This window comes from Pectobacterium cacticida (assembly GCF_036885195.1).
GTDB lineage: Bacteria > Pseudomonadota > Gammaproteobacteria > Enterobacterales > Enterobacteriaceae > Pectobacterium > Pectobacterium cacticida.
Map to the genome: position 1 here is coordinate 3,546,022 of NZ_CP133656.1, position 26,230 is coordinate 3,572,251.

The 26,230-nt window shown below is 49.9% G+C and carries 20 protein-coding genes, 1 other RNA gene and 1 pseudogene; 5 read left to right on the forward strand and 17 right to left on the reverse strand.

The genetic code is table 11. From position 1 onward, the window contains the following. Nucleotides 1–40 precede the first annotated feature (40 nt). A complete protein-coding gene (gene plsB, locus RFN81_RS16160) occupies nt 41–2,482 on the forward strand; it encodes a glycerol-3-phosphate 1-O-acyltransferase PlsB (protein ID WP_264496800.1) in 2,442 nt (813 codons plus the stop codon). Nucleotides 2,483–2,635: 153 nt separating this feature from the next. Here the strand turns inward: plsB and ubiA are convergent, their stop codons facing one another. The 14 genes and pseudogenes from ubiA to RFN81_RS16230 form a co-directional block, all read right to left on the reverse strand. Beyond that, nucleotides 2,636–3,499 (reverse strand): 4-hydroxybenzoate octaprenyltransferase, encoded by an 864-nt coding sequence (gene ubiA / locus RFN81_RS16165; RefSeq protein ID WP_264496801.1) that lies wholly within the window; start codon nt 3,497–3,499, stop codon nt 2,636–2,638. 34 nt (nt 3,500–3,533) lie between these two features. Continuing rightward, entirely contained in the window at nt 3,534–4,043 is a 510-nt protein-coding gene (gene ubiC, locus RFN81_RS16170; RefSeq protein ID WP_264496802.1) for a chorismate lyase, read from the reverse strand. Between the two features lie 898 nt (nt 4,044–4,941). Further along, nucleotides 4,942–6,601: pseudogene (gene ltrA, locus RFN81_RS16175) on the reverse strand (group II intron reverse transcriptase/maturase). Between the two features lie 1,112 nt (nt 6,602–7,713). Continuing rightward, complete coding sequence (gene groL, locus RFN81_RS16180; RefSeq protein WP_264496803.1) at nt 7,714–9,360, reverse strand: chaperonin GroEL; 1,647 nt, start codon at nt 9,358–9,360, stop codon at nt 7,714–7,716. 45 nt (nt 9,361–9,405) lie between these two features. Further along, on the reverse strand, nt 9,406–9,699 hold the full coding sequence (locus tag RFN81_RS16185; RefSeq protein WP_039279307.1) for a co-chaperone GroES: 294 nt from the start codon (nt 9,697–9,699) through the stop codon (nt 9,406–9,408). 275 nt (nt 9,700–9,974) lie between these two features. Next, entirely contained in the window at nt 9,975–10,445 is a 471-nt protein-coding gene (locus RFN81_RS16190) for an FxsA family protein (RefSeq protein WP_264496804.1), read from the reverse strand. A gap of 425 nt (nt 10,446–10,870) precedes the next feature. After that, nucleotides 10,871–13,123: a TonB-dependent receptor domain-containing protein gene (locus tag RFN81_RS16195; protein ID WP_264496805.1), complete on the reverse strand. Its 2,253-nt coding sequence runs from the start codon at nt 13,121–13,123 to the stop codon at nt 10,871–10,873. Between the two features lie 224 nt (nt 13,124–13,347). Beyond that, nucleotides 13,348–14,625, reverse strand: coding sequence for a NupC/NupG family nucleoside CNT transporter (locus RFN81_RS16200; RefSeq protein WP_264496806.1), 1,278 nt, complete (start codon nt 14,623–14,625; stop codon nt 13,348–13,350). Between the two features lie 408 nt (nt 14,626–15,033). After that, nucleotides 15,034–15,831 carry a TatD family hydrolase gene (locus tag RFN81_RS16205; RefSeq protein ID WP_264496807.1) on the reverse strand — a complete coding sequence of 266 codons (798 nt, stop codon included), beginning with the start codon at nt 15,829–15,831 and terminating at the stop codon, nt 15,034–15,036. Nucleotides 15,832–15,945: 114 nt separating this feature from the next. Continuing rightward, the gene (locus RFN81_RS16210) at nt 15,946–16,134 is read right to left on the reverse strand and encodes a CsbD family protein (protein ID WP_264499013.1); all 189 of its coding nucleotides are present in this window, start codon (nt 16,132–16,134) and stop codon (nt 15,946–15,948) included. 139 nt (nt 16,135–16,273) lie between these two features. Further along, nucleotides 16,274–16,435 (reverse strand): DUF1328 domain-containing protein, encoded by a 162-nt coding sequence (locus tag RFN81_RS16215; RefSeq protein WP_264496808.1) that lies wholly within the window; start codon nt 16,433–16,435, stop codon nt 16,274–16,276. Between the two features lie 115 nt (nt 16,436–16,550). Then, on the reverse strand, nt 16,551–17,159 hold the full coding sequence (gene osmY / locus RFN81_RS16220; RefSeq protein ID WP_264496809.1) for a molecular chaperone OsmY: 609 nt from the start codon (nt 17,157–17,159) through the stop codon (nt 16,551–16,553). A gap of 453 nt (nt 17,160–17,612) precedes the next feature. Next, entirely contained in the window at nt 17,613–19,202 is a 1,590-nt protein-coding gene (gene prfC, locus RFN81_RS16225; RefSeq protein WP_264496810.1) for a peptide chain release factor 3, read from the reverse strand. 411 nt (nt 19,203–19,613) lie between these two features. Next, complete coding sequence (locus RFN81_RS16230) at nt 19,614–20,312, reverse strand: YtjB family periplasmic protein (protein WP_264496811.1); 699 nt, start codon at nt 20,310–20,312, stop codon at nt 19,614–19,616. Between the two features lie 161 nt (nt 20,313–20,473). Here RFN81_RS16230 and serB point away from each other — a divergent pair, with 161 nt between their 5' ends. From serB to nadR, 3 genes are read left to right on the forward strand one after another with little or no spacing between them, the layout of a single operon-like run. Further along, nucleotides 20,474–21,451: a phosphoserine phosphatase gene (gene serB, locus RFN81_RS16235; protein ID WP_264496812.1), complete on the forward strand. Its 978-nt coding sequence runs from the start codon at nt 20,474–20,476 to the stop codon at nt 21,449–21,451. Between the two features lie 17 nt (nt 21,452–21,468). Further along, on the forward strand, nt 21,469–22,851 hold the full coding sequence (gene radA, locus RFN81_RS16240; protein ID WP_264496813.1) for a DNA repair protein RadA: 1,383 nt from the start codon (nt 21,469–21,471) through the stop codon (nt 22,849–22,851). Nucleotides 22,852–22,867: 16 nt separating this feature from the next. Continuing rightward, on the forward strand, nt 22,868–24,121 hold the full coding sequence (gene nadR, locus RFN81_RS16245) for a multifunctional transcriptional regulator/nicotinamide-nucleotide adenylyltransferase/ribosylnicotinamide kinase NadR (protein ID WP_264496814.1): 1,254 nt from the start codon (nt 22,868–22,870) through the stop codon (nt 24,119–24,121). Here nadR and RFN81_RS16250 read toward each other — a convergent pair. The 3 genes from RFN81_RS16250 to zapA all read right to left on the reverse strand — a co-directional run bounded on the left by RFN81_RS16250 (nt 24,111) and on the right by zapA (nt 25,389). After that, nucleotides 24,111–24,761, reverse strand: a complete 651-nt coding sequence (locus tag RFN81_RS16250) for a 5-formyltetrahydrofolate cyclo-ligase (RefSeq protein ID WP_264496815.1) — start codon at nt 24,759–24,761, stop codon at nt 24,111–24,113. The two genes, nadR and RFN81_RS16250, sit on opposite strands and share 11 nt — an antisense overlap. A gap of 40 nt (nt 24,762–24,801) precedes the next feature. Next, a non-coding RNA gene (ssrS, locus tag RFN81_RS16255) (6S RNA) lies at nt 24,802–24,985 on the reverse strand. 74 nt (nt 24,986–25,059) lie between these two features. Further along, a complete protein-coding gene (gene zapA, locus RFN81_RS16260; protein ID WP_010284667.1) occupies nt 25,060–25,389 on the reverse strand; it encodes a cell division protein ZapA in 330 nt (109 codons plus the stop codon). 192 nt (nt 25,390–25,581) lie between these two features. Here zapA and RFN81_RS16265 point away from each other — a divergent pair, with 192 nt between their 5' ends. Further along, nucleotides 25,582–26,169, forward strand: a complete 588-nt coding sequence (locus tag RFN81_RS16265) for a YecA family protein (protein WP_264496816.1) — start codon at nt 25,582–25,584, stop codon at nt 26,167–26,169. Nucleotides 26,170–26,230 lie beyond the last annotated feature (61 nt).

Below are 26,230 nucleotides of genomic sequence, written 5' to 3' on the forward strand. Positions count from 1 at the left end.
ATCCTTGCCGCGCATCGCTAACAAGAGGCTCCAAGTTGTTATGTCAGGCTGGCGTAAAATTTACTACAAGCTATTGAGTTTCCCGCTGAAACTGCTGGTGAAAAGCAAAGTAATTCCTGCAGATCCCGTGGCTGAGTTGGGGTTAGATCCTTCACGTCCCATACTCTATGTTCTGCCCTACAACTCTCAGGCGGATCTGTTGACGCTACAGGCGAAATGTCTGGCATTGGGGTTACCCGACCCTTTGCAATCATTCGACTTTAACGGCATCGAACTCCCTAGTTACGTTTTTATCAATGACGGCCCACGCGTCTTTCACTATTACGTTCCCAAACAGGAATCCGTCAAGCTGTTCCACGACTATCTGGATTTGCATCGTGCCAATCCAGATCTGGATGTACAGATGGTTCCCGTTTCCGTCATGTTTGGGCGTTCTCCAGGACGCGAAGGCCACGCTCAATCAACACCTCATTTACGGTTACTTAATGGCATTGAGAAATTTTTCGCCGTCCTGTGGCTAGGTCGTGACAGTTTTGTCCGCTTCTCCAGCCCGGTGTCTCTGCGCTATATGGCGACCGAGCATGGCACCGATAAGACGATAGCCCACAAACTGGCGCGTGTCGCACGTATGCACTTCTCTCGCCAACGTTTGGCGGCTGTTGGCCCGCGCTTGCCGGTGCGTCAGGAGCTGTTTAACAAACTGTTGGGCTCCAAAGCGATCAAGAAAGCCATCGAGGACGAAGCACGCAGTAAGAAGATCTCTCATGAAAAAGCGCAACAGAATGCCATTGAATTACTGGAAGAGATCGCCGCCAACTTTTCCTACGAGGCGGTGCGTCTGTCGGATCGCGTATTAAGTTGGACATGGAACCGCCTTTATCAGGGGATCAATGTTCATAACGCTGAGCGTGTTCGCCAACTGGCAGAGGATGGTCACGGCATCGTTTATGTGCCTTGTCACCGTAGTCATATGGACTACCTGCTCCTGTCTTATGTCTTGTATCACCAGGGGCTGGTGCCGCCGCACATCGCCGCGGGAATCAATCTTAACTTCTGGCCAGCGGGGCCGATATTCCGCCGTCTTGGTGCGTTTTTCATTCGGCGAACCTTTAAAGGCAACAAACTGTATTCAACCATTTTTCGCGAATATCTGGGGGAGTTATTTGCCCGCGGCTATTCCGTTGAATATTTCATGGAGGGCGGGCGCTCGCGTACGGGGCGCCTGCTGGAGCCCAAGACCGGAACCTTGGCGATGACCATTCAGGCGATGCTTAGAGGCGGTACGCGGCCTATCACGCTGGTACCGATTTATGTCGGCTACGAGCATGTGATGGAGGTCGGTACTTATGCGAAAGAGCTCCGCGGCGCGGTGAAGGAAAAAGAAGGCTTTATGCAAATGGTACGCGGTTTGCGCAAACTGCGTAACCTCGGCCTGGGATACGTGAATTTCGGCGAACCGTTGCCGTTGATGAGCTATCTAAACCAACATGTGCCGCAGTGGCGTGAGGCTATTGACCCGATCGAAACGCCACGGCCAAATTGGTTGACACCGACGGTGCAGAATATTGCGATGGATGTCATGGCACGCATTAATAATTCTGCAGCGGCAAACGCGATGAACCTGTGTTCTACCGCGTTATTGGCATCGCGCCAGCGTTCATTGACGCGCGAACAAATGCGCGAACAACTAGAGTGCTACCTGCAACTCTTACGTCAAGTTCCTTATCATGAAGATATTACCGTCCCCCAAAAAACAGCGGATGAATTATTGGAACACGCGCTAAGTCTGGGCAAATTCGAAGTTGAGAAGGATAGCGTTGGCGATATTATCATTCTACCGCGTGAGCAGGCGGTTCTAATGACATACTATCGCAATAACATTCAGCACCTATTGGTCTTGCCGTCGTTACTTGCCAGTATCGTCATGCACCATCGCCGGATTACGCCTGCCGAAGCGGTTCGACAAATTACGTTGATCTATCCGCTCCTGCAATCTGAATTGTTCCTACATTATTCTCGGGAACGCTTACCGGATGTACTGGAAATGTTGGCTAACGAACTGGTGAGACAGCAGTTGCTGTGCCGTCTTGACGGCGAACTTACGATTAATCCATCGCGTATTCGTACCTTGCAACTCCTCTCGGCAGGCGTGCGAGAGACGTTACAACGCTATGCGATTACCTTGTCTCTGTTATGCGCAAATCCAGACATTAGCCGTGGCGCGCTGGAGAAGGAAAGCCGCAACATGGCGCAGCGCCTGTCCGTACTGCACGGCATCAACGCGCCCGAATTTTTCGATAAGGCGGTGTTCTCAACATTGGTCGCCACTTTACGCACAGAAGGGTATATCACTGATAGCGTGGAAACGGTGCAAAATGATATCGTCGCGCTCTACACTATCCTCAGCGATCTCATCACCCCGGAAGTGAGGCTGACGATCGAAAGCGCCAGTATCGCCTCTGAAATAGACGTCGAGAATTAGACAGTAGGCGGCGCTATGGAAAGTAGCCCGTGAGAAACCGTGAAATAGCGAATGACACATCGCTATCAAGATGGGCATTTCGCAGAATAAACTCACGGGTTACATGACAAAAAACAGCGATTGCTCGCTGTTTTTTATCCCTGCCGAGACGCCTTACAGCCCCAACAGCACACCAATAAATATGACCATCCCGGCATATTTATTATTATGGAACGCCTTAAAACAGGCGTCGCGCTCGCGCCCGGCCGTGAGTCTTTGCTGATAAACAAACATGCCAGCCGCGGCCAATAAAGCAATGTAGTACGTCTTGCCTAATCCAACAACGTTTCCTAAAATCAACAGTATTATCAACATGGCTAACTGCAATCCACCAATGATGATATTGTCAAAACGACCAAACAATATCGCCGTAGACTTTACGCCAATCTTGAGATCGTCATCACGATCCACCATCGCATATTGCGTATCGTAAGCGACCGTCCAACAGATATATGCTAAAAACAACATCCAGCAAGTTGCCGGAAGGCTTTCGCTGACGGCGGCATACGCCATAGGAATTGACCAACCAAACGCGGCACCCAGTACAAACTGGGGAAGATGGCTGATCCGTTTCATAAACGGATAGACCCAAGCCAGGATTAACCCCGCCACGGACAGCAAGATCGTCATCTTGTTCAGCGTTAGCACCAAACCAAATGCCAGCAAGACCAGCGCGACAAACAATACTTTAGCCGCTTGCTCACTCACTTCACCACTGGGTAGCGGACGAGAGGCCGTGCGTTTTACATGGCCGTCAAAATGACGATCGGCATAATCATTAATGACACACCCTGCCGCACGCATTAAGAAAACGCCAGCGACAAAAACAAATAGTGTCCATGGCGCCGGCGCGCCCCTCCCTGCCAGCCATAACGCCCATAGCGTTGGCCATAATAGCAACAGAGAACCTACCGGTTTATCAATTCGCATTAAGCGGCAATAGGCCAGCCATTTCCCTGTTGTCACACTTGTTTCCAAGGATTCATCTCCTCAAATTGCCTGCTAATCTTCATTACTGGTTGATGTATACCGGCGATTCCGGTAAGAAAAGCTCAGTCAACAGTAATGGATAACCGGAAAGACACAGTCGGGAACGTCGCGCCCACACGCCTTCACCGCATCCGATGTGAATATAGTCACGCGTTAGCGATTCCTGTGCAAATAGATAACGACCCAGTGGCTCAGCGCCAATTTTCATGAGTGCCGAATCCGTCGCGTTAAGCGTTCGTTGCGGAACAATACTGCGGCCAAATAGCCAAGGGCGGCCGTCGCCATACAGCACGACTTCGCGTAGCCAATAACGCTCATCAGGGGGGAGTTGCTCGCCCTCTTCCCCCAGCGCTTGCGGCGTGATGAACCCTTCATGGCAAAGTACTACCTTCAATTGGGTACAATAATGTTTAAGCCGCTGCGTCATGGATTGCGTTTCCATCATCCAGTCGCCAATATGCACGGGCATAACCGAAGAACGTTCAGTACGCCAGGTAATGGTGCGCAATAACTTAGCCGCATCGCCAGACATAGCCCCTGCTCCGAACTGGATTGCCCCATCATCACGATGAAGCATTCGTAAATAAAGTAAGCGCTCCTATTGTAGCGCAGAATCCTGCCCTGAAAACATGTACACGCCAATTCATCCCCGATGTAACCCTATTTCAATAAGGTACTTGGAGATACGGCAATGACGACAAGGATGGTTATACTCCGAATCAGGTACACAACCAGGCAGAGAATAGGCAAATTTCAGAGTACAACAAGCACTTATGACATCAATCAGGAGAGTAGCGCGCATAAAAAAGCACCATTTGGCATCGTAACCAAATGGTGCTTTTTAGCGTGTAGAAAGACGCGCTTTTGTAACCTGATGCTCATCGCCGGAAGTCTCTTCCGGCGACCACCGCATCACATGTCGGGTAGCAGCGGCGCATTACTGCGCCGCCGCCCCCTAAGAACCGTACATGCAAGTTTCCCCGCATACGGCTCAAGCCTTTATAAGCCCGCACTATTGTTTGGGCCGACAACGTTAGAGTTAGCTAGTGCCAGTAACGCGAGTCTATATGATGAATCTAACAACTATCCTATGTTGATAGAGGTGAGAGCGGAGCGAAGATTTTGCATTCACGCTAGTCCCCGCATACGCGGGGAATACGCTATCTTGGTCTTACTCCAACTCCATCACAGTCTAACCTTGAGTAGGCGCTCAAGGTAAAGGATTGAGCTAAGATTTGAATCACTCTCTTCTTTGCCAGCCCTCTGGGCAACCTTTTCCTGCTAGCTCTCGTATTCTCCCCTCTCGACCAAGCCTCAGCGCGCCTACGCCAAGTGCAATTTGGGGAAATTCAAAAGTTTGGTCAAAATACACCTCCTTGAATTTCCCGTAAAGGGTTGAATGCTCATCATAATAAACATCCTATTTACTATCAATTACTGTGCACCAACCGATGACAGTTAGGATGCAACATCATTAAGTTATCGATTTCATCACCGCCGCCGTCTACTCGTCTGATAATGTGATGGATATCCCAATCATCATTATCTCTGAATATCTGGTGGCAGACCGGACATCGATGGCCCTGTCGCTCCCAAATTAATCTCAGTTTTCCACGCTGCATTTTACCTTCTTTCCAACGCTTAACCTGCCGCTGTTCGAAGTACAACTCGTCAACCGGATCGTATGGATTAGCCTCAGACCTGATTTTAATGTGGCGTTTTATAGGGATATCTTTGCAGGAGAACAGCCTTTGCAGGCCGTTATCCGCATCTATCCGCATCGACACTCTGGAATACCCAGTTTTCGCGACCTACAGAGTGAAAATACTTATGTTTCACCCAGTATTTGTTGCGATTACCGTGCCGACGGCATGACCAGCGCCAGAGCAACTTCCAGACGCGATAGTCGATATAGCTAAACGTCTCTTTGGCGACAATATGACGATGATAATTTGCCCAACCCCGAAGTACCGGATTAAGTTGCCTTATCAAATCCCCTTGTTTTGATGCCGCATTGCGTTTCACTATTTGCCGGACTTTCTGAAGGTGGTTACGCAATCCCTTAGCAGCAGGCTTTATCAGCATTTTGCCATGGTACTTGCGCACGTTCTGCCCCAGAAAATCAAACCCTCCGGAGATATGCGTTATCACTGTTTTTTCGGGTGATAATTGCAGCCCTCGCTCCGCCATAAAGGCCTCGACAAGGGGTTTGACTTCATTTTCCAGCAACTCCTGAGAGATGCCAGTGATGATGAAATCATCTGCATAGCGCACATAATTGACCTTGGTTTTGTAACTAGCTTTGGTGTTTTTCTTCCCAAAATGGGTTTCTAACACCGCTTCCAGCCCATCCAGTGCCATATTAGCCAGTACAGGGGAAATAATACCTCCCTGTGGTGTACCAGCCTCCGTTGGGTGTAACCGACCGGACTCCATGAATCCCGCTTTAAGCCATTTCCCGAGTACCTGTTTATCCAACGGAATGTTGGCAAGTAACCAGTTATGGCTGATATTGTCAAAACACCCTTTTATATCGCCTTCCAGTACCCATTCAGCAGAGCTTTTACGACTGAGATTAACGAAACACTGCTCAATCGCATCTGCCACCGAACGTGCCGGACGGAATCCATAGCTGTTGCGATCTGCCGTAGTTTCCGAGATGGGGTCAAGTGCCAGCAGATATAATGACTGCATCGCTCTGTCCTTCATCGTCGGTATGCCCAGAGGACGACGTTTGCTGTTGCTCTTAGGAATGTAAATACGCCTTAACGGAGACGGTTTGTAACCCATCCGTTTTAGCTGGTCGATCGCCTGCCACTTACTTCCAGGAGTGTTCCACAACTGGCGATCCACTCCGGCTGTCTTTTTGCCTCGATTTTCGGTAACTCGCCTGACAGCCAGTGCTTTAGCTGCAAACGAGCGCGTCAGCATCCTTTGCAGGACTTTCACTCTACGCCAGCGCTTCTGCTCCGTTGCCTTTGCGATTCGTATCTGTAGCCCTCTGACCTGACGGTGTACCTGACGCCAGTTAATCTGGTGCCAATTTTCCGCCCTGCCGGAAAGCGCAGGTACTTTTATTAACGTACTCAACTTGCTACCCTCCTCAGTGCTTTGGTTAGAAAGCCCCGAGCGAATAGCAGACGGACAACCCCCTTACGGGAGTTATCTTATGCTCCCGCAAGGGTCTGGTTAGGGTGGGTATGAACCACCTTAGCCAGCTTTCTGCCACGTTAGATTGCTTTACAGTACTGCACACAATTAAAGACCAGTCGGAAGTCTGCCCCGTTTCCGGTGGAGGAACCTTTAACCCCCTATCCATTCCATTACAGAATGGCATTCGCTTTCTCCAACCTCCTCTACCCGCACCCTCAACAGCTTGTCTTGCGACTCACCTGCCACATTGTGGCGAAGATACGGGCTTACCGAGTTCCGTACCCATGACACGAATCACTTAGGTTCTGCCTATACACCGAAGGTCTGTTGGTAACGTATTCCCAGATGTAAAAGGAATAACCGACCTTGTACCTTTTGGTCACAGCATATCAGTAGCTTTTGCTGCTTGCGGCTGACGGTGCTTACGGACAGTTCACTTAACGTTAACCCTATGATCCAGCCTAGCCTCTCATTTGCCTGCTACTGGCAAAATCCACTGCTTATCTCACGATAAAACAGCACCCAAACATCGGGGAGTACATTGTCAGAGCGCTCTCACACCTCACCATTACTGGCGACGCGCTGCTCCTAGGCTACTGCTAGTTACATAACAGGTCTGGCTCTGTATCAAACAGCAATACAGTCAGACAATCATGCGTACAGCTTCACACCGGTAGGTGCTAGCGTACATAACATTAATAAAGACGATGTTTTCCCCGCTACATCACAAGTCATAACAGCAACTTGCTTCAGCGTGAATCTATTGAGACGTTACAATAGTTATAAAAGTTAATATATTTGATAAATTTCAAATAGTTATAACAGTTAATACATTTGTAAGTTTTAAGGAACTCTGACTTTAAAGCCATATCCGGAAGTTAGGGCTTCGCTAAGCGAAGCGCCGATGTTCCGGAGGCATTTAAAGTCCGGAACATCGGACATTTATTACATTTATGCTACTTAATGCGGGATATAGTGAACACAACCGAAGTTAGTGTTCACTATCGACGTAGCCCGCTAGGCTAGCTACCTACGCGACTCTCGTCGCATTACATCATGCCGCCCATTCCACCCATACCGCCCATGCCGCCAGCAGCACCTAAGTCAGGCGCATCGCTTTTCGGCAGGTCGGTTACCATACATTCTGTGGTGATCATCAGACCCGCAACGGAAGCGGCGAATTGCAATGCAGAACGCGTTACTTTGGTTGGATCCAGGATACCGAAGTCAAGCATGTTGCCGTATTCTTCGGTTGCCGCGTTGTAACCGTAGTTACCTTCGCCAGCCTTAACCTTGTTAGCAACCACTGACGGTTCTTCGCCTGCGTTAGAAACGATTTGACGCAGCGGTGCTTCCATTGCGCGCAGCGCAACCTTGATGCCCACATTCTGCTCTTCGTTCTGACCAGACAGAGAAGCCAATTTGGCCGCCACGCGAACCAGCGCCACGCCACCACCAGCAACCACACCTTCTTCCACTGCGGCGCGGGTCGCGGCCAGAGCGTCTTCAACGCGTGCTTTTTTCTCTTTCATTTCAACTTCAGTTGCTGCGCCAACTTTGATGACAGCAACACCGCCAGCCAGTTTAGCAACACGCTCTTGCAGTTTTTCGCGGTCGTAATCGGAGGTGGCTTCTTCAACCTGCTGACGGATCTGAGCTACACGCCCCTGAATCGCGGCTTCTTCGCCCATACCATCAATGATGGTAGTCGTGTCTTTGTTGATCACAACGCGTTTTGCCTGACCCAGGTCTTCCAGCGTGGTTTTTTCCAGCTCCAGGCCGATCTCTTCAGAGATAACGGTACCCCCTGTCAGCGTGGCGATATCTTGCAGCATCGCTTTACGACGATCGCCGAAGCCCGGCGCTTTCACCGCAGCAACTTTCACAATACCGCGCATGGTGTTAACCACCAGCGTCGCCAGCGCTTCGCCTTCAACATCTTCAGCAATGATAACCAGTGGTTTACCGGCTTTCGCTACGGCTTCCAATACTGGCAGCATTTCGCGGATATTAGAGATTTTCTTGTCAGCCAGCAGAATGAACGGTGTTTCCAGTTCAACGACACCGGTTTCTGGCTTATTGATGAAGTAGGGTGACAGGTAGCCACGGTCAAACTGCATACCTTCAACCACATCCAGTTCATCTTGCAGGCCTGTACCTTCCTCAACCGTAATGACGCCTTCTTTACCGACTTTATCCATTGCTTCGGCAATCATCTTACCTACGGTTTCGTCGGAGTTAGCAGAGATGGTACCAACCTGAGCGATAGCTTTAGAGTCAGAGCATGGCACAGACAGCGCTTTCAGTTCTTCAACAGCGGCGATTACCGCTTTATCGATACCGCGCTTCAGATCCATAGGGTTCATGCCAGCAGCAACAGCTTTGAGGCCTTCAGTGATAATAGCCTGCGCCAATACGGTAGCGGTCGTGGTGCCGTCGCCTGCTGCATCATTCGCTTTTGAGGCAACTTCTTTCACCATCTGCGCGCCCATGTTTTCAAACTTATCTTCCAGTTCGATTTCACGCGCAACAGATACACCGTCTTTAGTAATCGTTGGTGCGCCAAAGGACTTATCCAAAACAACGTTACGGCCTTTAGGGCCCAAAGTCACTTTTACTGCATCAGCAAGTACATTTACGCCGCGCAGCATTTTTACGCGAGCGTCATTACCGAATTTTACGTCTTTAGCTGCCATGGTGTATTTCCCTTAAATTCGTTCAGTTCAGATGATTACGCGCAATTACGCTTCAACAATTGCCAGAATATCGCTCTCAGACATGATCAACACTTCTTCGTTATCGATCTTCTCTGCCTTGACGCCATAGCCATCATTGAAAATAACGATATCGCCAATTTTCACATCCAGCGGTTTGACTTCGCCATTTTCCAAGATACGTCCATGACCTACGGCCAGAACTTCACCACGGGTAGACTTACCAGCAGCGGAACCAGTCAGTACGATACCGCCAGCAGATTTTGACTCGACTTCTTTGCGCTTGACGATCACGCGGTCATGCAATGGACGAATATTCATTGATAGCTCTCCTTTGAGAAAGTCCATATCGGTTTAGGTTAAACGCCGACTACACCCTCATAATGCTTCTGCCTACATAACAACCGTTACGCGTTCATAACCACTATGCGTTCATAACCGGCCTTGTGGTGTTCTAAGTGGGGGCGTTTTTCTGCCCTTCAAGGGAGGAAATTCACTTTTTTTGCGTTAGGGGATAGCGCCTCACTGAGGAATGATAAAAAAACAATAATTATCAATGAGATAACCATTTACTGCATTTCGATTCACCTCTGGCATCAGCGATCTTCACGGTCATTCTGGTGCTCAATATTCCTACTATTGCCATCCTTACGCTGATACTCTCCTTCAAAAGTGTTACCACCAGAAGGCGACGCACTTGAACCAGAGCGCCAAATATGCAGATGGGGCATCAATTTGAGCGTCAGCCTCTTTTGCACTGGCGGTAACAACAGCAGTAGCCCGAGAAAATCCGTCAGGAAACCCGGTATCAGTAACAGAAAACCGGCCAGCACCAATGACACGCTTTTTACCATTTCCGCCGCTGGACTTTCACCCGCGGCCATTTTTTGCTGCATCTGAATCAGTGTCTTCATTCCCTGATTACGTACCAGGGAGACCCCCACGCAAGACGTGAAAACAACCAGTAATAAAGTCATGGCGACACCAAGCACCTCGGCTACCTGAATAAATAGCGATATCTCGATGTATGCCAAAAGAAAAATCAGTAATAACGGTAACCAGCGCACCCGGTTCTCCTCTGTTTTTATGCGTACTGCCTGTAATAAAACGCGTGTGAATAAAATGAGTTAAGCCAACGCGATTGAAAATGTTATGTGCGACATTATCCATGGGGTAAGTAAATTGCTCGCACATTCCAACCATTCTGCACACCATAACTGAATAAAATGGGCGCGGGATTGCTCATTTTCAAGGCTTGATTGAATAAATTTCACTTTAGCAGAGGAAAGGCTCGGTATCGGTGTCATGCTCACCGCGGTGGTCTGCGATGGGGTAACGACACTGGCGCTATCAGCCAAATCTTGAGCGAACCGGAAGCGATTGTGCGTTGACGCCAACCGATTGGAATGGAAGACGTTGATGCAAGGTAATAACGATCGGCTACGACGTCTATGTGAAACGCGCACTCACAAAGGAGTGCGCGCTAACCGGATTAGAAAGAAACCGTTACAGAACCAAAGAAGGTTCGTCCTGGTACGAAATAGTTGTTACCGGTTGTGGAGCTGTACCCTCCGGAAGAGGTAGTCTTAGTCGGATTTTTATCGAATAAATTGTCGATACCTGCATTGAGTCTTACATTCTTGGTTGCTTTATATTGACCATTTAGCCCCCAAATCATATAAGGATTGCAGATCCTTGCCGTTCCTGTATTTCTCCCAACGACATCACAGCCCCCCAGCATTCTTCCATAATACTGAGCATTCAGCGAGGCAGTGGCCTTTTCATTGATGTCCCAATCAAGCGACGAGTAACTCGTGAATTTGGAGCTGGTCGTCAGGTTATTCCCCGAAGAGTCTTCCGCTTTCGTCATGCGCGTAAAGTTATTACGTAATGTCAGCTTATTCAGCCAAGGCCCTTGTCTTTCTTGAATAAGGGGAATATTCAGCGTCGCCTCGATCCCTTGCGTACGCGCGGTATCCAAATTAGTTCTTTGCAGCCAGAAGATATCATCAGGGTCATTACCCGTCTGACCATACAGATACCCCAAAGCGGATGTGGCGATCTTGTCTTTGAAACGGCTGTCAAAGAACGTCAGACCGACCTGCCAGCCGCTATTATCATATAACCCGCCGATTTCCCAATTCTGAGATTTCTCCGGTTTAAGATTGGCGTTGCCTCGGGTGAAACAGTCAACAATGTTTTCTCGCTCAGGAGTAGACTTCCCGAGGTAACCGTCAAACGGCTGGCAGGATGTGCCTCTGGATGTCTCGACAAATGATAAGCTAGCTTGCCGAATGGTAGGGACTTTGAAGCCTTCGGAATAGCCGCCTTTGAAAGTCCAGCTGTCCGTAGGTTGATACACCAGATAAGCGCGCGGCGTCGTCGCTTCACCATAGTCCGTATCGTCATAACGCAGGCCTAGCGTCAAGGTGAGATCATCAAGCAGGCTAATCTGGTCCTCCAAGAACAGTCCTTGGCTTTTAACCTTTCCATAGGTCTGCCCGAGCGTACCCGATCTAGGTTCTGCCCCCATGGACGATGGGTTATCCAGTTCTTCCTTTTTCCACTGTGCCCCCAGCGTCAGACTATGAGGAAGTAAAAGATCGAAGGGAATATTGATGTCCCCCTCAACAACGGTGTCCTTGCTCCATAGCATCCCACTACGCTCGCCCGAAATAGCGTTATTGGATATAACAGGAATACCTTCTGAGAAGTTCTCATATTTATTTTGATAGGCGGCGAATTTTACGGTGCCGAAATTGAGAAGCCCCTGATAGTCGAAGGAGTAATTTTTACGTTCCAGCTCACTAATACCACGTAGAGGAACGCTATATTTACGACCATTCTCAGAGACTGTCCCCTCAAGCCCTTCCTCTTTACCGCGCATGAACCCGATTGTCATCCGATGGTTATCGTTCATTTGCCAGGCTAAATCCGCACCAAAATTAGTACGTTTTTTACCTTCCCGCCCTCTTCCCCAACGGAGCCCATTGATCGCATTGCCTTTGTTATCAAAATCGGCAGCGTTACTTTCATCTGCGGCTCTTTTGCTCCAGGAGCCGTTCATCTTGACCGAGAATCCATTACCTAAAGGCCCTCCCAACACCGCGGTATAAGTGTTGGTTTCACCATGCTTAGATTCCTGTGGTATTTCCGTTCCCATCGTTAAAGAGCCATTCCATTCTTTAACGTTTTTTTTCGTTATGATGTTAACCACGCCGCCCATCGCATCAGACCCATACAGTGAGGACATTGGGCCACGGACAATTTCGATACGTTCGATGGATTCAATAGGAATCCAGTTAATGTCATCAAAATAGTTTTGCTGCGTGGTTTTAATACCGTTGCTGGAACCGACACGCTTTCCATCAACAAGAAGCAACGTATAGGCCGCAGGCATACCACGAATCTGAATTCCCGATCCGACGTCATTACCGATTGCTTTCGATACCCCCGCCGCTTGCGACAGAATATCAGCCAGATCGGTGGCTGACTTGGCGACATTCGACTGTAATTCTTCCGCTGTGATGACAGAAACACTTGCCGGCGCATTTTTTATGGTCTGTTCAATACCTGATGCGGTGACCACCATTGTATCTTCATAGGCGTCATCTTGAGCGGCAAAACTCACTGCAGGCGCTAACAAAAGAGGTAAATAAGCCACCTTGCCCGCTACGATGGAACATTTTTTGAGATTCACTTTACATCCTTGAAACGTAAAAATAAGAATGATAATAGCAACCATTACCATTTTCAATATTTAGTATCTAAATGTTTCGAAGCGGTAAAATATATGGCTATTTAGTCAATTTCATAAATTGCGCAGGCGAAGGCGTGTGCTTTTAGCAACAAGGAGATGAGGTGACAGCGTATGCCCAGAACAGGCACCACCCCTTAAAGCACGTCATGTAAACGAAAACGGGCCACTTGAGTCGCCCATTTTCTCACTAACGCGAAGGTATCAGCGCACTACAGCGCCAGAAAGAATCCGGCAATGCAGGCGCTCATCAGATTAGAAAGCGTACCCGCCGCCACCGCCTTTAACCCCAGACGGGCGATATCCTGGCGTCGGCTCGGTGCCATACTACCCAAGCCGCCAATGAGGATGGCAATAGACGAAAGGTTGGCAAAACCGCATAGCGCAAACGAAATCACCGCTTTAGTGTGATCCGACAGCACCTGCAACCCCGCAGCGGAAACCAGATCGTCCGCTTTTAGGTATTGGCTAAAATTCATATAAGCCACGAATTCATTGACGATCAGTTTTTGCCCAATAAAAGATCCTGCTACGGCTGCTTCATTCCACGGTACACCAATTAAAAACGCGACAGGTGCGAATATCCACCCCAGGATGAGTTCCATTGACAGGTTCGGATAGTCAAACCACCCGCCGATACCGCCCAAAATGCCATTAAGCAAAGCAATCAAGGCGACAAACGCCAGTAGCATCGCCCCCACATTCAATGCTAATTGCATACCGGATGCTGCGCCGCTCGCCGCCGCATCAATAACATTAGCCGGACGATCATCTTCACCAACAAAGCCGACCACCTCATCATGGTCGCGCGTTATTTCTGTTTCCGGCATCATCAGTTTGGCGAATAGCAATCCGCCTGGCGCCGCCATAAAGGAAGCGGCTATCAGATAATCCAACGGCACGCCCATTTGTGCATAGCCCGCCATCACCGATCCCGCAATGGAGGCCAATCCGCCACACATCACGGCAAACAGTTCTGAACGTGTCATGTTGGCGATATACGGACGCACCACCAGCGGCGCTTCTGTTTGCCCTACAAAGATATTCGCGGTAGCAGAAAGTGATTCGGTACGAGACGTCCCCAACAGCTTTTGCAATCCGCCGCCTAATAACCGGATGACCCACTGCATCACGCCGATGTAATACAGCACAGCGATAAGTGAAGAGAAAAAGACGATGATAGGTAAGACGCGGAATGCGAAAACGAACCCACCGCCGCCGAACACGTCAAACATTTTGTCAGAAACCAGACCGCCAAATATGAAAGAGACCCCCTGATTTCCGTAGGCGATAACATTTGCGACACCGCTCGTCATACTTTCCAGAATATTACGCCCAACGGGCACGTATAGCACCAACGCACCAATACTAATCTGAATTATTAAAGCCCCTACTACGGTGCGTAATCTGATCGCTTTACGATTACTGGACAGCGTAACCGCGCATAAGATCAGAACAAGCATGCCGATAAGACTCATCACGAGTTGCATGTACAGTTCCCTATAATGCGTAAGAAGAAAACATAATAAAAGATTGTTCTGCCTGGGTAATTATTACGCGCTGGCGAACGAATCCTATACGCTAATAAATTCAAGTTTCAGGCAGACGACGGGGAGATAACTCAACACGCTTGTATCAACAGATGATTGAGGATATCTGACATAGCCAGTAAACATGCAACTTGAAGTATGCCGAGTATAAAGATAGGTCGATCAAGGTCGCTAATTTATGTCACAAATATTGGCAACGTCGAATGCACAAACACACAAAAAAGTGATCTAGATCACAATTACAGGCACAATATGGCAAATCGGAGTGGCAGATATGGCTACCAATGCAGGCAACAATAGTAGGAAGACGGCATAAACATATTTTTATTGGCGGGTGTGATCCGCGCGTTACGTCGGCGTAAGCCGTCCAAATAGGCGATACGAATTCTGCCAAAGTGCTTTTGCAATCTCCGCTGGTGATTCTGGGCGCAACTCACATAGCGCGTGAAACACACACGCAATACGCTCAGGCCGATTGGGCTGACCTTGATAGCCATACATCGGCATGTCAGGGGCATCAGTTTCCAAAAGCAGGCGATCTAACGGCAATTGTGCGATGGCCCGACGCGTTTTGTTCGCCCTGGCATAAGTTATTGTCCCGCCGACGCCAATGTAATAGCCCAATCGAATAAAGGCCTGCGCCTGTGCCAGACTACCGGCAAACCCATGAATGACACCAGTGCGAGGCATATTCATGCGACGAAGCAATTGTGCAAGTTTATCGTGGCTGCGCCGCGAGTGCAGGATTACCGGGAGATCGTGCTCTTTTGCCAGCCGAAGTTGTGCCGTGAGGAAAGTAAGCTGCCGTTCTAACTGTGGTTCAGCCATATAACCATCCAACCCTATCTCTCCAACTGCCACCAGCTTCGCCGGTAAACGACGCAATGCCTCTTCCAGACGGGACAGATCGCTTTCATGATGTTCAGCAATATAAAGCGGATGAAGGCCAAGCGCAGCATACAGCGAAGGGGTAGTGCGAGCGAGCGTCAATACGCGCGCAAAATACGATGATGCCACGGCTGGAATAATGATGCTTTCAACACCGGCCGCCTGTGCTAACCTCAAACTTTCGGGTAATTCATCGTAAAACAAGGGAAAATCGAAATGACAGTGGGTATCGATAAAACGGTAATGTGCAGACAGCATGTCGCGCGTCTCCGATAAGATTGACCCCGTCAGAATAAGGCAATCTAATCGCCAAACAAACGACATCCCGCCAAATTACGCTGGCAGAACCGAGCTTGCCGTTAATGGAGAGCCTCAGTGTAACGTGGTTTTCTCCGAGGATACTTCTTCATGCGCTTTACCATAGCCCTCTTGTAAAACGCCAGACAAGTAATTGTTACTCCCTTCCAACCAGGCGCAATCGCTGTCAAACCAATCGGCCCACAGCGCCAGGAAATTCCCTTTCCACTGTTTCCATTTGCCAACGACGATATCGCTATTCATCATTAACCTCCTGATAAACTGTCGAAATGCAGTAAATACGCGGACAGTGTGTCAAGAGAATGTGACAGCCGCATGGCGCGGCTGTGTGCTCTACATGACATCTTTTACTTTATATCATGTCCCACTATCATGCACGGCGTTAAGGTCTTTTTTTACCCGCAAACCAGCTAATCAGAAACAGAATAATTCCGACGACAAAAACGATTTTCGCTGCGCCTGCGGCTGTACCCGCTAGGCCACCAAAGCCCAGTGCTGCGGCAATAAGCGCAATAACTAAGAATATAATTCCCCAACGGAACATACGTCCTCCTTTCCTGATAAGCGTGAAAATCGTGGCGGCCGCTCTGATGATCTATCACAGAGGGTATGAGATTGGGTTATCCACCGTTCGGATAACCCGATAAGAAATATGTGGGTTATTTAATTGTCAGATTATTTTTGACGCTTTTCACGCCATCGACGGCTTTCGCGATGCTTTCGGCGCGGTCAGACTGGGACTTGTTATCAACCTCGCCACTTAGTAGCACAACCCCATCTTGCGTTTCAACGCTCACTTTGCGCGAGGGAACGATATCATCCGCCAGCAGTTTGGCCTTAATCGTACTGGTAATCACAGCATCATCGGCATAGGCACCTATGGATTGCGACGGCGTATCTTTCACCTGTAATTTATCGCTAACGGAGCGCACGCCTTCAACCCGAGTGGCGATGTCCACCGCGTGTGCGCTAAGCGCTTGACTACCGACGAAACCGCTCAACGTAACAATACCGTTTGAGGTTTCAACAGAAATATCACTGCTGGTGACCGATTTATCGGCCAGCAAAGCGCTTTTCACTCTGGCCGTGATGGCGCTGTCACTCATGTAGCTGGACGCTTTATTGGCTGAATGATCAATTTTTTCACCCGTAGTCGTCGCGATACGTTCAACCTTCTGCCCTAACGTTTCTTCAGCCAAAGCGCCGCCAGCCAGCATGGTGCCTAGAGCGACGGCGATCAGCGATTGTGTCAATGTGCTCTTTTTCATCGATCCCTTCCTTCTAATGCTCTTCTATAAACCCGACGATTAACCGAATGATGGTCACTTAAGAGTGGCGTTGAGGGAAACACGGTGATGAACCTCCCATAGGGATACCTCACGCCGTGGTAGCCCGGTATCTCGATCCATAAACGCTCAGCAGTGATTAACGTAAAAATCAGAATATTAAATTAATAAATTCACACAAATTAAAACAATGATTCGATTTAAACACCGCTAGCAGTTGAACAAGCTAAAATAGTTAACGTACCGTCAACTATAGCGTACGGAATGGACGATCGGCGGGAAACATAGAGGGCAGCACAGTAATTCGGATTTGTCTGTTACACCGTATTGACTGCTCCCCGCCCTGAAGGACGGGGTTTCCTGGAGGCATTCTGATCACTTCACCGCCGCTGCCACGCCGTTTCACGTGGATGTGCGGCGTCATCAATATCAGTATCAGTGCTCGCGCGTTTGGTGGAATGTCACGTCGGGATAGCGTTCCCGCGTCAGGTTTAGGTTTACCATCGTTGGAGCCACATAAGCCAGATTGTCCCCGCCATCCAACGCCAGATGTTGTTCGTTCTTACGCTTAAACTCCTCGAACTTCTTCACATCGCTGCATTCAACCCAGCGCGCAGTAGACACATTTACCGATTCGTAAATCGCCTCCACGTTGTATTCCGTTTTCAGACGGGCGACCACAACATCAAACTGCAAAATCCCGACAGCCCCCACGATCAGATCGTTGTTTGTTAGTGGTCGGAAGACCTGCACGGCACCTTCTTCGGATAACTGTACCAACCCTTTCAGCAATTGCTTCTGCTTGAGCGGATCGCGCAAGCGGATACGACGGAACAGCTCCGGCGCAAAGTTAGGGATGCCAGTGAATTTCATGTCTTCACCCTGCGTAAAGGTATCGCCGATCTGGATAGTACCGTGATTGTGTAACCCAATGATATCGCCAGCATAAGCTTCTTCAATATGGGAACGATCGCCTGCCATAAAAGTCAGCGCATCTGAAATCACCACATCCTTGCCGGTTCGAACCTGGCGCAGCTTCATGCCTTTTTCATATTTTCCTGACACAATGCGCATAAATGCCACACGGTCACGGTGTTTCGGATCCATGTTCGCCTGAATTTTAAACACAAAGCCGGTAAATTTTTCTTCCGTTGCCGCAACGTCACGGGTGTCTGTTTTACGCGGCATTGGCGCTGGCGCCCAAGCCACTAAGCCATCCAGCATGTGATCAACGCCAAAATTGCCCAGCGCTGTACCAAAGAAGACGGGAGTCAGTTCCCCGGATAGAAATGCATCGAGCTCGAATTCATGCGATGCACCCTGCACTAATTCTAATTCCTCACGCAATTGCGCTGCCAGTTCTTCGCCCACTGCGCCGTCCAACTCTGGGTTATTCAACCCTTTAACAATGCGCGCTTCCTGAATCGTATGGCCTTTACCACTCTGATACAGATAAATTTCATCTTTATAGAGGTGATACACGCCTTTGAACAACTTACCGCAGCCGATAGGCCAGGTAATCGGCGCACAGGCAATCTTAAGCTCATTCTCGACCTCATCCAGCACTTCCATCGGATCGCGAATATCACGGTCAAGCTTGTTCATAAACGTCAGAATCGGCGTGTCGCGCAGGCGAGTCACTTCCATCAGCTTGCGGGTACGATCTTCAACCCCTTTTGCGGCGTCGATCACCATCAGGCAGCAGTCCACGGCCGTCAGCGTACGGTAGGTATCTTCGGAGAAATCTTCATGCCCTGGGGTATCCAACAGATTGACCAGGCACTCGCCGTAGGGGAACTGCATAACGGAGGTAGTGATAGAAATACCGCGCTGTTTTTCCATCTCCATCCAGTCGGATTTTGCATGCTGACTCGACCCTCGTCCTTTCACCGTACCGGCCGTCTGGATCGCCTGTCCGAACAGCAGAACTTTTTCAGTAATCGTGGTTTTACCCGCATCAGGGTGCGAGATGATAGCGAAGGTCCGCCGTTTATTGATTTCATTTAGAAAATCTTGGTTTGCCATGTATAAATTCTTTTAGTTTGTTCACGGATTTGTACACACTTGTGGAAGTACTCTCTTTTCAGCGCTCCGCGTGCCAAACTCGTCGTGTTAATCGAAATTGGCCGCTATTTTCACCGATATTGATGTGATAAACAATCAACGGTTATCTAGTCGGTTACCCTTTATCCTCAGCATGCGCCGATGCTCAGTTGTCGCGCTTTACCCACTCGACATGTAGCGAAGTGGTATGCTACGCAAGTGCGCCTAATTTGCTTCACGCATTGATTTAGTGAGCGTTTTCTTTTGCCCATACTTCATGGAAGTCTGCCACAGTTGGCCTGACGGCATCTAACACCAACTTTTCTGGCAACATCGCTTTAGGCCGCTTAAACGAAATTTGTACTCAGGTTTGTGGGGACAACGGCGGGTGTGTCAGTGATGTTTCTCTGCCCCGTTTTTTTCCGCAACCACACTGCCGTCTGACAGCGAGTCGCTCGCCGCGCTATCTCCTTCCTCTTCCACGGGCGTACTTGCGGTAAGCAGGTAAGGCGACTGTTGCCAGTGAGTACGGCGGTTTTGCAACAACGTTCGAGCCAGAATGATGCCGATAGCCAGCGAAAGCAACATCATCAGACGCAGAAGATTTGTGGTGTTATCCACTTGCCGGGCTTCAGTGGCCAACACGTGGGTATCTAAAGTAAGACGAAGGAAACCGATAGGCCCGTCTTTTCCCTCAATCGGCTGGACCAGTTGATGGTTAAAATAGCTCCCGACACGGTTTCCATCCAGCGCCAGCCGATCGCGTAGCGGCACCGCTTCACCCGCATGCGCCACCAGAGAACCATCCTGCTGGTATACGCTGGCATCCAAAATACGGCTGTGTTCGGTAAGCTGTTTCAGGGTGATATTAATCTTTTGGCTATTATCATCCACGCTGCCCATCAGTGGCGAAAGGCGGTAAGCTACCTGCTGGGACAACGTACGCGCCAATTCGTCAACCTGTTCAGATCGCGCCATCTGATGGCTTAAAGTGAAATAGGATGCGCCTTGCATTAAAACCACCAGTAAGGCAAGGCAAATCAGCACAATTGCCGTGCGGTGCAGACGAAACTTCATATGGGCGCGAACCATGACCATCCTCATACGATTTGGAGACTTTCATGTTGCCAGAAGCGCCGACGATAGGATAGCTTGTTGCCCAGTTTTTAGCTGGCAGCGATTTAATCGATGCCGCTTCATTGTTGATTTTTTATCACTGATTTTTTACCACACCGCCAGCAGAGGATTTCCCCATGTCGAATAGTCTGACCTATTGTGATCTCCCAACCGAGATTAACTGTTGGCCGGGACTGCCACTATCGCTCAGCGGCGACGAGGTGATGCCGCTTGACTACCGTGCTGGTGATACCGGCTGGCTGATTTATAGCGACGTACTCGATAAAAATCTGATTTCGCTCTACCAGCGTAAGCTCGGAAGCGCGATGGTGATCGTCAGCGCCTGGAACGTAGGCGATTATCAGGTCGTGCGTTTGGCCGGGGCGCTGACGCCGCGCGCCACCAAGCTGGCACACGATCTGGGAATTGATGTCGCCGCCATGAGTAACTCGCCAACGCTGCGCTCGCCAGGTTTATTGGTGATGGACATGGATTCCACCGCTATTCAGATCGAATGCATTGATGAAATCGCCAAACTGGCTGGCACAGGCGAGCAGGTTGCTGCAGTGACCGAACGCGCCATGCGTGGCGAGTTGGATTTCGCCGCCAGCCTGCGCCAACGGGTAGGCACGCTAAAAGGCGCCGACGCCGCGATTTTACCGACGGTGCGTAAAACGCTGCCGCTAATGCCAGGTCTACGTAATATGGTGAGCCAGCTTCAGAAAGCCGGTTGGCACATTGCCATCGCATCCGGCGGGTTTACCTACTTTGCTGAGTATTTGCGTGACGAACTAAACCTGATCGCCGCCGTTGCCAATGAATTAGGCATGAAAGACGGCAAGTTGACGGGTGAAGTCGTAGGGCCGATTGTCGATGCAAAATATAAGGCGGCGACATTGCGGAAACTGGCAGAAAAATTCGGCATTCCAATGCAACAAACCGTAGCGATTGGCGACGGTGCAAACGATCTGCCAATGATCAAGGCTGCCGGCCTGGGCATTGCCTATCACGCTAAGCCGAAAGTTAATGAGCAATCTGCAGTGACCATCCGCCACGCCGATCTTACTGGCGTATTGTGCATTCTTAGCGGCAGCATGAGACACGAAAAACGCTAATTTGCTGGAGGTAATACATGGCGAAAGCGGTCAAACGGGCGTTTGTATGTAATGAATGCGGGGCGGACTATCCGCGCTGGCAAGGGCAGTGCAGCGCCTGCCATGCCTGGAACACCATTACCGAAGTACGTCTGGCGGCAGCGTCAGTATCACGTTCCGATAGGCTCACCGGTTATGCGGGCGAAAGCGCTGGCGTCAGCCGGGTACAAAAACTGTCAGCCATCAGCCTTGAAGCGCTGCCCCGATTTTCTACCGGTTTTCAAGAGTTTGACCGCGTTCTGGGCGGCGGCGTCGTTCCAGGCAGCGCGATATTGATCGGCGGTAACCCCGGCGCGGGGAAAAGCACGCTACTACTGCAAACGCTCTGCAAACTGTCAGAAACAATGAAGACCCTGTATGTCACCGGGGAAGAATCATTACAACAGGTGGCGATGCGAGCGCATCGCCTCAATTTACCGGCTCACAATCTCAACATGCTGTCGGAAACCAGCATTGAACAGATTTGCCTGATTGCCGAGCAGGAACAGCCGCAGCTCATGGTGATCGACTCCATTCAGGTCATGCATCTCGCCGATATTCAATCTTCTCCCGGAAGCGTAGCGCAGGTGCGAGAAACCGCCGCCTACCTGACACGTTTTGCCAAAACGCGCGGCGTCGCCATCATTATGGTGGGCCACGTTACAAAAGACGGCTCACTCGCCGGGCCGAAAGTGTTAGAACACTGTATTGACTGTTCTGTGCTGCTGGATGGCGATGCGGATTCCCGCTTCCGTACCCTACGCAGTCATAAAAATCGCTTCGGTGCCGTTAACGAGTTGGGCGTCTTCGCTATGACGGAGCAAGGGCTACGCGAAGTCAGTAACCCGTCGGCAATATTCCTCAGCCGCGGGGACGAGATCACGTCAGGCAGTTCCGTCATGGTGGTCTGGGAAGGCACGCGCCCGTTACTGGTAGAAATTCAGGCGTTGGTAGACCAATCGATGATGTCAAACCCGCGTCGCGTTGCGGTTGGGCTGGAGCAAAACCGCTTGGCCATTCTACTGGCCGTCCTGCACCGCCACGGCGGCTTGCAGATGTCGGATCAGGATGTGTTTGTGAATGTCGTCGGCGGCGTCAAAGTGACCGAAACCAGCGCCGATCTGGCGCTACTGCTATCGCTGGTCTCCAGCTTTCGCGATCGCCCATTACCGCAGGACCTCGTTATTTTCGGTGAAGTCGGTCTGGCAGGTGAAATCCGCCCGGTTCCCAGCGGACAAGAGCGGATCGCCGAAGCCGCCAAGCACGGCTTCAAACGCGCCATCGTTCCTTATGCCAACATGCCGAAGAAAACGCCAGCCAATATGCAGGTATTTGGGGTAAAAAAACTGACCGACGCCTTGTCGATCCTCGACGATCTCTGAATAAGGTTCCTGCGCCATGTCATCATTTGCTTATTTGAAATCTGCCATCCGGCAGAAGGGCTTTACTCTACAGCAGGTTGCCGATGCGACCGGTATGACCAAAGGCTATCTTAGTCAATTACTGAACGCCAAAATCAAAAGCCCCAGCGCACAGAAGCTGGAAGCCTTGCACCGCTTTCTTGGGCTGGAATTTCCACACGACGAAAAAAGTATTGGCGTCGTTTTCGGCAAGTTCTATCCATTACATACGGGTCATATTTATCTGATTCAGCGCGCGTGCAGCCAGGTCGATGAGCTGCATGTCATTTTAGGTTACGACGAACCTCGCGATCGTCTGCTGTTTGAAAATAGCTCAATGTCACAGCAGCCTACCGTCAGCGATCGCCTGCGCTGGTTATTGCAAACCTTTAAGTACCAAAAGAATATTCATATTCATGCCTTTAATGAGCAAGGGATGGAACCTTATCCGCACGGCTGGGATGTATGGAGTAAAGGGATTCAGGCATTTATGCAGGAAAAAGGTATCACGCCTCATTTCGTCTACACCAGTGAAGAGCAAGATGCCCCACAGTATCGTGAGCATCTGGGCATCGAGGCCGTATTAATCGATCCGCAGCGATCTTTCATGAACATCAGCGGTTCGCAGATCCGCCATGATCCCTTTCGTTACTGGGACTATATCCCTACCGAAGTGAAGCCGTTTTTTGTACGTACCGTTGCTATTTTGGGTGGCGAATCCAGCGGTAAATCGACGTTAGTAAACAAGCTGGCCAATATCTTCAATACCACCAGCGCCTGGGAATATGGCCGCGACTACGTGTTTTCTCACCTGGGCGGCGATGAGATGGCTTTGCAATATTCCGACTATGACAAGATCGCGCTAGGTCAGGCTCAGTACATCGATTTCGCTGTCAAATACGCGAATAAAGTAGCTTTTATCGATACTGATTTTGTCACTACACAGGCGTTCTGCAAGCAATACGAAGGCCGAGAACATCCGTTCGTTCAGGCGCTCATTGATGAATATCGCTTCGATCTGGTGATTTTGCTGGAAAATAACACGCCGTGGGTCGCCGACGGACTGCGAAGTTTAGGCAGCGCCGCTGCCCGTGCAGAGTTTCAAAATCTGTTGAAAACGATGTTGGCGAGTAATCACATCCAATATATTTACATCAAAGAATCGGACTACGATTCGCGCTTTTTACGCTGTGTGGAATTGGTACAACAGATGCTGGGCCACGATCGCGCCCTCGAAACGCTTAAAAGCTAGCTGGCGCATCCCACTGCCAGTGGCAAGAGGGCGTGATAATTTCCGGCAGTGGAATATCCCAGCTTTCCACTGGCAGTGCATCAACCCGTTGACAGTCGTGAGCCAGACCAATCGGATAGGGCCCATGGGACATCGATTGACGATACTGCAACGTTCGATCATAAAAGCCGCCCCCCATGCCCAACCGCTGCCCCTGGCTATCAAACGCCACCAGCGGCGTCAGCAAGATATCTAACCGGGATAACGGCAATATCTGTCGCACGTCCAGACGCGGTTCCATGATCTTCAGGCGATTGCGCACCAGCTCGGTTTCCGGCGCATAGCGCAGGAACAACAGATGCCCGACGCTAAAGGGATGCAAAACCGGTAAATAAACACGCTTTCCCTGTTGCCACAGTTGCTGAATCAATGGAGAAGTATCGAGCTCGCCATCAAATGACAAAAATACCGCTATATTCTCTGCCTGCATGATTTTCTGGTGAGTCAGGGCGCGATCGCATACCCGCTGCGCAAAATACGCCTGCTGCTCCGACGTCAGTAAACGCCGCTTTTGGCGTACAATCTGGCGGATCTGCTGACGCAATGCCGCAGTAGAAAGAGATGAGATATTAGGAATCGTTGATGAATCAGAAAATGACATCGGCCGCATCGCCACAGGTCAAGAAAAGTATAAAAAAGAGGGGATCTCCAGGATGCCGCCGCAGGCTGTAACCCTTGAACCCTTGGTTCAAGGTGAATGTAGCGTCGCAGTCTTAAGGCTTCTCGGACGAACCGAGCATGCTCACCGACCACGGAGCGTTACATTCTGTTGGTATGAAATATCGGCTCAGGGGACTGGCCCGCTGACAAACATCCCAGAGAAATTTTATCCGTTACTTGCGATAAACCTTAACACGTCTTATCGCGTAAAAACACCGTACTTTTGTCAAAATACGACGTTATTCAAACTGCGCACCCTGACGTTCAGTAATTTTACCCTGTTCCAGCAACGCCTGTTCGATAGTCTGCTGCAACATACGAATACGCTGTTCCATATTCGACGCATAATCACGGGTTTTCCCCCGCTCCTGCGCTAATTCATGGCACACATTCAGCGCCGCAATAAACACCAGTTGCTCGGTGTTGGTGACTCTCGTGCGAACCTTAAGATCTTGCAACCGCTGGTTAAGATCTTCCGCCGCCTGATTCAACGCATCCTGTTGTTCTGGCGGGCAATTCACTCTTAACGAACGACCAAAAATCTGAATATCTACTGGTTGTGCAGACATACCACCTTCCTGCCTTTTGTCATTCATGCGCCTGCGCCCCGCATGATAGGGGCATCAGCCGTTACATTGGGCTCGTTAAAGCGGGCGCAACTATATATAGCCGAGATCGAAGATACAAGCCCTTTCTGGAATCGAATGGGAGCTTGGTGGTAGCATAGCACGAACCAATCCAGTCAACGATGACGAATCCGCATGTCTATAGAAAACACGTTCCCCGCCTATGAAGACCTTAACCAACTGCTTAATCGGCAACAAGTCGCGTTAACCGCAGCAGAGATGCACGGTTTGATCTGTGGGATGTTGTGTGGTGGAAACCATGACGACAGTTGGAGAACGCTGGTTTTTGAGCTGACGAATGACGGCATGGCGTTTACCCAAACGCTGTCGCAGCCGCTGCAAAATCTCTACCAGACTACGCGTGAAATGCTGGAAGATGATGGTTTCCTATTTCAGCTCTTTCTGCCTGACGATGCGCAGGATAACGTCACGGTCTTCGATCGCGCCGATGCACTGGCCGGTTGGGTCAACCACTTCTTACTTGGCATAGGCGTAGTCCAGCCTACGCTGAACAAAGCACAAGGCGAACTCAAGGAAGCCATTGAAGATCTGCGCAATATCGCACAGCTTGGCTACGACGAAGAGGAAGATCAGGAAGAGCTGGAACAATCTCTGGAAGAAGTGATTGAGTACGTTCGCATTTCTGCCATTTTATGCCATAACGAATTTACTCACCAAAGCATTGCTAGCGCCCCTGAGCAACAAAATCCGACACTGCATTAATTTTTTTATGCGGGGTGATCGGGTGAGAAACGTTATCTTATAAAAAGCAGGGCTAATGCAG

What these genes read in the sequence shown, in the direction of transcription:
- osmY (WP_264496809.1), bottom strand. Translation starts at nt 17,159, where the DNA reads ATGAAAAAGAGCACATTGACACAATCGCTGATCGCCGTCGCTCTAGGC.
- RFN81_RS16185 (WP_039279307.1), bottom strand. Translation starts at nt 9,699, where the DNA reads ATGAATATTCGTCCATTGCATGACCGCGTGATCGTCAAGCGCAAAGAA.
- groL (WP_264496803.1), bottom strand. Translation starts at nt 9,360, where the DNA reads ATGGCAGCTAAAGACGTAAAATTCGGTAATGACGCTCGCGTAAAAATG.
- prfC (WP_264496810.1), bottom strand. Translation starts at nt 19,202, where the DNA reads ATGGCAAACCAAGATTTTCTAAATGAAATCAATAAACGGCGGACCTTC.
- RFN81_RS16250 (WP_264496815.1), bottom strand. Translation starts at nt 24,761, where the DNA reads ATGTCATTTTCTGATTCATCAACGATTCCTAATATCTCATCTCTTTCT.
- RFN81_RS16200 (WP_264496806.1), bottom strand. Translation starts at nt 14,625, where the DNA reads ATGCAACTCGTGATGAGTCTTATCGGCATGCTTGTTCTGATCTTATGC.
- RFN81_RS16215 (WP_264496808.1), bottom strand. Translation starts at nt 16,435, where the DNA reads ATGTTCCGTTGGGGAATTATATTCTTAGTTATTGCGCTTATTGCCGCA.
- ubiC (WP_264496802.1), bottom strand. Translation starts at nt 4,043, where the DNA reads ATGTCTGGCGATGCGGCTAAGTTATTGCGCACCATTACCTGGCGTACT.
- RFN81_RS16210 (WP_264499013.1), bottom strand. Translation starts at nt 16,134, where the DNA reads ATGAATAGCGATATCGTCGTTGGCAAATGGAAACAGTGGAAAGGGAAT.
- nadR (WP_264496814.1), top strand. Translation starts at nt 22,868, where the DNA reads ATGTCATCATTTGCTTATTTGAAATCTGCCATCCGGCAGAAGGGCTTT.
- RFN81_RS16195 (WP_264496805.1), bottom strand. Translation starts at nt 13,123, where the DNA reads ATGGTTGCTATTATCATTCTTATTTTTACGTTTCAAGGATGTAAAGTG.
- plsB (WP_264496800.1), top strand. Translation starts at nt 41, where the DNA reads ATGTCAGGCTGGCGTAAAATTTACTACAAGCTATTGAGTTTCCCGCTG.
- serB (WP_264496812.1), top strand. Translation starts at nt 20,474, where the DNA reads ATGTCGAATAGTCTGACCTATTGTGATCTCCCAACCGAGATTAACTGT.
- RFN81_RS16230 (WP_264496811.1), bottom strand. Translation starts at nt 20,312, where the DNA reads ATGGTTCGCGCCCATATGAAGTTTCGTCTGCACCGCACGGCAATTGTG.
- zapA (WP_010284667.1), bottom strand. Translation starts at nt 25,389, where the DNA reads ATGTCTGCACAACCAGTAGATATTCAGATTTTTGGTCGTTCGTTAAGA.
- RFN81_RS16205 (WP_264496807.1), bottom strand. Translation starts at nt 15,831, where the DNA reads ATGCTGTCTGCACATTACCGTTTTATCGATACCCACTGTCATTTCGAT.
- RFN81_RS16265 (WP_264496816.1), top strand. Translation starts at nt 25,582, where the DNA reads ATGTCTATAGAAAACACGTTCCCCGCCTATGAAGACCTTAACCAACTG.
- radA (WP_264496813.1), top strand. Translation starts at nt 21,469, where the DNA reads ATGGCGAAAGCGGTCAAACGGGCGTTTGTATGTAATGAATGCGGGGCG.